Source organism: Dietzia sp. DQ11-38-2, from assembly GCF_014145055.1.
GTDB lineage: Bacteria > Actinomycetota > Actinomycetes > Mycobacteriales > Mycobacteriaceae > Dietzia.
The window spans coordinates 289-7,020 of sequence record NZ_JAALDW010000131.1; the positions used below are offsets into that span (position 1 = coordinate 289).

At 70.5% G+C, this 6,732-nt stretch carries 7 protein-coding genes; 2 read left to right on the top strand and 5 right to left on the bottom strand.

Annotation, left to right across the window (positions count from 1 at the left end; translation table 11 throughout):
- Positions 1 to 42 precede the first annotated feature (42 nt).
- The 5 genes from G6026_RS05115 to G6026_RS05135 all read right to left on the bottom strand — a co-directional run bounded on the left by G6026_RS05115 (position 43) and on the right by G6026_RS05135 (position 4,739).
- The gene (locus G6026_RS05115; RefSeq protein ID WP_107755927.1) at positions 43 to 1,212 is read right to left on the bottom strand and encodes an acyl-CoA dehydrogenase family protein; all 1,170 of its coding nucleotides are present in this window, start codon (positions 1,210 to 1,212) and stop codon (positions 43 to 45) included.
- A gap of 228 nt (positions 1,213 to 1,440) precedes the next feature.
- Positions 1,441 to 1,953 (bottom strand): 5-(carboxyamino)imidazole ribonucleotide mutase, encoded by a 513-nt coding sequence (purE, locus tag G6026_RS05120; protein ID WP_107755926.1) that lies wholly within the window; start codon positions 1,951 to 1,953, stop codon positions 1,441 to 1,443.
- A gap of 31 nt (positions 1,954 to 1,984) precedes the next feature.
- Complete coding sequence (locus tag G6026_RS05125) at positions 1,985 to 3,271, bottom strand: 5-(carboxyamino)imidazole ribonucleotide synthase (protein WP_182612413.1); 1,287 nt, start codon at positions 3,269 to 3,271, stop codon at positions 1,985 to 1,987.
- Between the two features lie 22 nt (positions 3,272 to 3,293).
- Entirely contained in the window at positions 3,294 to 3,857 is a 564-nt protein-coding gene (locus tag G6026_RS05130; protein ID WP_182612414.1) for a PH domain-containing protein, read from the bottom strand.
- 3 nt (positions 3,858 to 3,860) lie between these two features.
- Positions 3,861 to 4,739, bottom strand: coding sequence for a biotin--[acetyl-CoA-carboxylase] ligase (locus G6026_RS05135; protein WP_182612415.1), 879 nt, complete (start codon positions 4,737 to 4,739; stop codon positions 3,861 to 3,863).
- Between the two features lie 105 nt (positions 4,740 to 4,844).
- On the opposite strand from G6026_RS05135, the gene G6026_RS05140 reads away from it, so the two are divergent.
- Both G6026_RS05140 and G6026_RS17875 read left to right on the top strand, forming a co-directional pair.
- Positions 4,845 to 6,494: an acyl-CoA carboxylase subunit beta gene (locus G6026_RS05140; protein ID WP_107755922.1), complete on the top strand. Its 1,650-nt coding sequence runs from the start codon at positions 4,845 to 4,847 to the stop codon at positions 6,492 to 6,494.
- The coding region (locus G6026_RS17875) for an acyl-CoA carboxylase subunit epsilon (RefSeq protein WP_347238070.1) at positions 6,491 to 6,732 on the top strand (242 nt) is incomplete at its 3' end. The genes G6026_RS05140 and G6026_RS17875, both read left to right, overlap by 4 nt.

The following is a 6,732-nucleotide window of genomic DNA, read 5'->3' on the forward strand; positions in this document are numbered from 1 at the left end:
GCTCAGGCCCGCCCGGCTCAGGCCAGCCCAGCTCAGCTCAGCTCAGGCCAGCAGCTGACGCGCCATGACCATGCGGTTGATCTGGTTGGTGCCCTCGTAGATCTGGGTGATCTTGGCATCGCGCATCATGCGCTCGACCGGGAAGTCACGGGTGTACCCGGCGCCACCGAAGAGCTGCACCGCGTTGGTGGTGACCTCCATCGCGACGTCCGAGGCGAACGTCTTGGACGCCGCGGCCATGAAGCCCAGCTTCTGTCCGCCCGGTGCGCTGCCGCGCTCGGCGTTGGCGGCGGCGGTGTACACCATCAGACGCGAGGCCTGGACCTTCATCGCCATGTCGGCCAGCATGAACTGCGTGTTCTGGAAGTCCGAGATCGCCTTGCCGAACTGCTTGCGCTCCTTGGTGTAGGCGATCGCCGCGTCGAGCGCGCCCTGCGCCAGACCCACGGCCTGGGCACCGATGGTGGGGCGGGTGTGATCCAGCGTCTGCAACGCGGTCTTGAATCCCGTGCCCGGCTCGCCGATGATCCGGTCACCGGGGATCCGGACGTTCTCGAAGTACAGCTCCGCGGTGGGTGAGCCCTTGATCCCGAGCTTCTTCTCGGTCTTGGACACGCCGAATCCCTCGTCCTCCGCGTGCACCATGAACGCGGAGATCCCGCCGGGCCCCTTCTCCGGGTCCGTGACGGCCATGACGGTGTACCAGGTGGACTTGCCGCCGTTGGTGATCCACGCCTTGCCCCCGTTGAGGATCCAGTCGTCTCCGTCCTGGCGGGCGCGGGTGCGCATGGCCGCGGCGTCGGACCCCGCCTCGCGCTCGGACAGCGCGTAGGAGGCCATGGCGCCTTCGGCGATACCGGGCAGAACCTTCTGCTTGAGGTCCTCGTCGCCGGCGAGGATCAGGCCCATGGTGCCGAGCTTGTTGACGGCGGGGATCAGCGACGAGGAACCGCAGACGCGCGCGACCTCTTCGATGACGATGCAGGCGGCGACGGAGTCCGCGCCCTGTCCGCCGTACTCCTCCGGCACGTGGACCGCGTTGAACCCCGAGGCGTTGAGGGCGTCGAGCGCCTCCTGCGGGAACCGCTCGTTCTCGTCGACGTCCGCGGCGTGCGGCTCGATCTCCTTCTCCGAGAGCGCGCGGATCGCCGCGCGGAGCTCCTCGTGCTCCTCCGCGGGCTGGTACAGGTCGAAGTCGGGGTTACCGGACATGTGCGGTCCTCCAAGAGGGAATCGTCAGTGTTGATCGCGCGGCGGACACCGTCCGGGGCACCTCCCGGCGATCCCGACGGCGCCACTTCTCCGCCGTTCTCGCCGCGGGGCCTGACGTGCCGCGCCCGACCACCCAAGTTACCAGTCGGGCACCGTCCCCCTTGCCCTGGCGGCGGGGCCCCGCCGACCAGACTCGCCGGGACTCGGGCGGACGGGATCCCCCGGGGCTCAGCCGAGCAGTCTCTGGCGGAGCGCGGCGTCCTTGCGCTCGACCATCGCCTCCAGATCCGCCTGGAACCGCTCCATCCGCGACCGGAGCTCCGCGTCCGAGGCGGCGAGGATCCGGACCGCCAGGAGCCCGGCGTTGCGCGCGCCGCCTATCGACACGGTGGCCACGGGCACCCCGGCCGGCATCTGCACGATGGACAGCAGCGAGTCCATCCCGTCGAGGTGCTTCAGGGGCACCGGGACACCGATGACCGGCAGCGCGGTCGCGGAGGCGACCATCCCGGGCAGATGCGCCGCGCCACCGGCACCCGCGATCACCACCCGGATCCCCCGCCCGGCCGCCGAGCGGGCGTAGTCCAGCATCTTCTGCGGGGTCCGGTGCGCCGAGACCACCCCCACCTCGAAGGGGATGCCGAACTCGGCCAGGGCCTCCGCTGCGGCCTCCATCGTGGGCCAGTCCGAGTCGCTTCCCATGATCAGGCCGACCTGCGGCCCGCCGGATGGTGTGGTCATTGCGATGCCTCTCCGTCGAAAGGAAATGGGGTCAGCGGTCGAAGTCCCCGACCGGCGGCCCCGTGTGGGGGTCCCAGCCGTCAGCCCATTCCCCGTGGGAGAGCCAGTGGGCGGCGTGCTCGGCCACCGCACGCACCGTGTCCACCTGCTCGGGGTCATCCGGGTCGATACCGGGGTCGGCGAGCACGTTGACATGTCCGATCTTGCGTCCGGGCCGCTCGGACTTGCCGTAGAGGTGGACCTTGGCGTGGGGGAACCTGGCCCCGAGGTGGTGGACCCGTTCGTCCATGCTCATCTCGGGCGTCTCCGCGGCACCGAGGACATTGGCCATCACGGTCACGGGGGCGGTCGGGACGGTGGACCCGAGCGGATAGTCGAGAACGGCCCGCAGGTGCTGCTCGAACTGACTGGTGGTGGCTCCGTCCATGGTCCAGTGCCCGGAGTTGTGCGGACGCATGGCCAACTCGTTCACCAGCACTCCCGGGCGACCGTCGGAGCCGATGACCTCGAAGAGCTCGACCGCCATCACCCCGGTCACGTCGAGGTGCTCCGCCAGGCGTAGAGCAGTGGCCTGCACCGCGGACCGGAGATCGTCGGGCAACCCGGGGGCGGGTGCCACCACGACGGCGCAGATGCCGTCCCGTTGCACCGTCTCCACCACGGGCCACACCGCACCCTGGCCGAACGGCGACCGCGCGACGAGCGCGGAGAGTTCCCGTGTCCACGGCACCCGCGCCTCGGCCATCATCGGCACTCCGGCGTCCAGCTGCTCCTGCGCGATCCGCTCGGCCTGCTCGACCGACTCCGGCATCCACACACCACGACCGTCGTAACCGCCGCGCGCGGACTTGAGGACGATCCGCCCCTGTTGTTCGTCGTGGAAGCGCCGCACGTCCTCGACCGAGTCCACGGCCGTGAACGGCGGGACGGGTGCGCCGATCTCCGCGAGCGCCCGACGCATGACCAGCTTGTCCTGGGCGTGGATGAGTGCCGAGGCCCGGGGCCGGACCGCGACCCCGGCGGACTCGAGTTCCACCAGGATCTCCGGGGGGACGTGCTCGTGGTCGAAGGTCATCACATCGGCGCCGGCCGCGACACCGCGGACCGCGTCGGGGTCGTCGTGGGCGCCGATGACGACGTCGGGCGTCACCTGTGCCGCCGGATCCTGCGGGTCGGCGGCGAGCACGCGGAGGGTCTGGCCGAGAGCCACCGCCGACTGGTGTGTCATGCGGGCGAGCTGGCCACCCCCGATCATCGCCACGACGGGCGAACCGAGTGGATTGCGGCGGATGCGCGAGTCGTCGTTCACGGGGTCCATGTTCTCACGTACGGGCGCCGGGTCACCGACGCCCCGGCAGGCCCCAGCGGGAGCGCGGCGGGGCGACGGATGGCCCGGGCGGGGGGACGGGCGGCAACCGGAGCAGTTCGTCGTAGACCGCGGCGTGGACTCGCGCCACACCGGGGACGTGGTCGATCTCCACCGGCGGCAGGTACCCGCACTCGAGGATGAGGCACCCCGTGCCCAGCGCCCGGTCGGTGAGCGTGTGCCGGAACCGCACCGCACTGATCCGGCGCAGTGGCACGTCGACACACCGTCGTGTCGACCCCGCCGGCCGGTAGAGCACCCGCTCGTCGGTCACCACCAGATCGGTGCGCGCCCACCGCAGCGCGGGCCACAGGCCGAAACGCAGGACCACGAGGAGGTAGACCCCGGCCACCATCGCCCAGGTGGCGGCGCGGTCGCCGGCGTGGACCACCTGCGTCTCGATGAATCCCCCGGCGATCCCGGCGAGACCGGCGCCGATCACCGTCACCAACCCGGGACGCACGAGCGCCCGCCAGTGCGGGTGACTGTGGACGAGCAGCGTCTCCCCCGGCGCGAGAACCGAACGGACGAACCCCACGGGTCAGCCGCCCCACCGGTCGTCGGCGGGGCGGACGTGGGTGACGTCCCCGGCGGCCACCGCCACCTCTCCCTCCGGGGTGACGACGACGAGGCGGCCTTCCCTGTCGACACGATCGGCCTGACCGGTCCGGACGACGTCCCCCGGAAGGAGGACGCGCACCTCGGCACCGAGCGTCGAGCAGGCGTCCGAGTACTCGGCCAGCAGCTCGTCCGAGATGGTCGACCCGCTCCCCCTCTCGCATCCGCGCCACTGTTCGTGCCGGCGTGCCAGGGCCTCGAGGACCGCCCGCGCAACGGCGTCGCGGTCGGTGACACCACCGGCGAGAGCGAGCGAGGTGGCGTGCGGGATGGGCAGCTGTTCCCGGGTGAGCGTCACGTTGATCCCCAGACCGACCACCAGCGCCGGTAGTCGGAGGTCGAAGTCGCCCTCCGCGGGCACGGTCGTCATCTCCGAGAGGATCCCCGCGATCTTGCTCCCGTCGACGAGGACGTCGTTGGGCCATTTCAGGGTGGCGTCCACCCCGCCCGCGGTCACCAGACCGTCGCGAACGGCCAACCCCGTGACCAGCGGAAGCCAGCCGAACAGGGCGGGCGAGACCGCGCCGGGACGCAGCAGGACGCTGAGCGCCACCTGCGTCCGCGGCGGCGCCGTCCACGTCCGCCCGAGTCGTCCCCGACCGGCGGCCTGGTACTCGGCCAGGAGCACACTGCGGTCCGCCGCACCCTGTACCGCACGCTCGATCGACTCGGCGTTGGTCGAGCCGGTCTCCTCGAGCACCTCGAGTGAGGTGTAGGGCGCGTCCGGCGTCCCGACCAGCGCACGCCGGAGGGCCTCGGCGTCGAGTGGGCGCGGGGATCCGGGTCCGGTGTCTGCGTGCACGAGGACCAGAGTAGGTCCGAACCCCGCCCGACGGCGCCGCCGGTGCGGGGCAGTATGCCGGGTCACGTCGTCACGGATCCGGCCGAGTCGTTAGAGTCTTACAACATGACGACTGCCTCAGAACCGGACGTGAGTGACGACGTCCCGACCGACGCTGCGACGCCCGACATCCACACGACCGCCGGGAAACTGTCCGAACTGCGTCGGCGCCTCGACGAAGCCCGTGCCCCGATGGGACAGGCCGCGATCGACAGGATGCACGACAAGGGTCTGATGACGGCCCGCGAGAGGATCGAGAACCTCCTCGACCCGGGTTCGTTCGTGGAGATCGACGCCCTCGCCCGCCACCGCGCCACGACGTTCGGCCTGGCCGAGCGCCGGCCGCTGGGAGACGGTGTCATCACCGGGTACGGCACCATCGACGGCCGCAGCGTCTGCGTGTTCTCGCAGGACGCCACCGTCTTCGGCGGCTCGCTCGGAGAGGTCTACGGCGAGAAGATCGTCAAGGTCATGGACCTGGCGCTCAAGACCGGACGCCCGATGATCGGTATCAACCACGGCGCCGGTGCCCGCATCCAGGAGGGTGTGGTCTCCCTCGGTCTCTACGGCGAGATCTTCCACCGCAACGTCCAGGCGTCCGGGGTCATCCCCCAGGTGTCCCTGATCATGGGCCCCTCCGCCGGCGGCCACGTCTACTCCCCCGCCCTCACGGACTTCACCGTGATGGTCGACAAGACCTCGCAGATGTTCGTCACAGGTCCGGACGTCATCAAGACGGTCACCGGGGAAGAGGTCACCCAGGAGGAACTGGGGGGCGCCACCACCCACATGACCAAGTCCGGCGTCTCCCATTACACCGCGAGCGACGAGCAGGACGCCCTCGACTACGTCAAGGACCTGCTGTCCTACCTTCCCAGCAACAATCGTGCCGAGGCCCCCCGGTTCCCGGTCCCGCCGATCGAGGGCGCGATCGAGGACAACCTCACCCTGGACGACCACGAGCTGGACACGATCATCCCGGACTCCTCCAACAGCCCGTACGACATGCACGAGGTCATCTCGCACATCGTCGACGACGGCGAGTTCCTCGAGACCCAGGCGCAGTACGCCATGAACGTGATCGTGGGCTTCGGCCGGGTCGAGGGCCGCAGCGTCGGTGTGGTGGCCAACCAGCCCACCCAGTTCGCCGGCTGCCTGGACATCAAGGCGTCCGAGAAGGCCGCCCGCTTCGTCCGCACCTGCGACGCCTTCAACATCCCCATCCTCACCCTCGTCGACGTCCCCGGCTTCCTCCCGGGTACCGGACAGGAGTTCGACGGGATCATCCGCCGCGGCGCGAAGCTGCTGTACGCCTACGGTGAGGCCACCGTCGGCAAGGTCACCGTGATCACCCGCAAGGCCTACGGTGGGGCCTACGACGTCATGGGCTCCAAGCACATGGGCGCGGACATCAATCTGGCGTGGCCTACGGCCGAGATCGCGGTGATGGGCGCGTCGGGGGCCGTGGGGTTCGTCTACCGCGACCAGCTCAAGCAGGCGGCGGCCAACGGCGAGGACGTCGACGCGCTGCGCCTGAAGCTCCAGGCCGAGTACGAGGACACCCTCGTCAACCCGTACGTCGCCGCCGAGCGCGGGTACGTCGACGCCGTGATCCCGCCGTCGCACACGCGCCTGCAGGTCGCCCAGGCACTCCGCCTCCTCGACCGCAAGGTCGTCGAGGTGCCCGCCAAGAAGCACGGGAACATCCCGCTGTGACCGCCGCAGAGCAGCAGGACCCGGTGGTGGGCGCGGGCGGGGACGCGACGACGGCACCGGCGGAACCGTTCTTCCGGGTCGTGCGCGGCAACCCCACCGCGGTCGAGGTCGGCATCCTGTCCGCCGTCCTGGCGACCGCGCAGGGCAACGCCGTCCACGAGGGCGAGTTCCCCACGGGCATCAAGGACGACTGGGGGTCTTACGAGGAGCGACTGCGGCCGCCGTTCGGGTACAACCC

Coding starts and splice junctions, on each gene's coding strand:
- G6026_RS05115 (WP_107755927.1), bottom strand. CDS start 1,212: ATGTCCGGTAACCCCGACTTCGACCTGTACCAGCCCGCGGAGGAGCAC.
- purE (WP_107755926.1), bottom strand. CDS start 1,953: ATGACCACACCATCCGGCGGGCCGCAGGTCGGCCTGATCATGGGAAGC.
- G6026_RS05125 (WP_182612413.1), bottom strand. CDS start 3,271: ATGGACCCCGTGAACGACGACTCGCGCATCCGCCGCAATCCACTCGGT.
- G6026_RS05140 (WP_107755922.1), top strand. CDS start 4,845: ATGACGACTGCCTCAGAACCGGACGTGAGTGACGACGTCCCGACCGAC.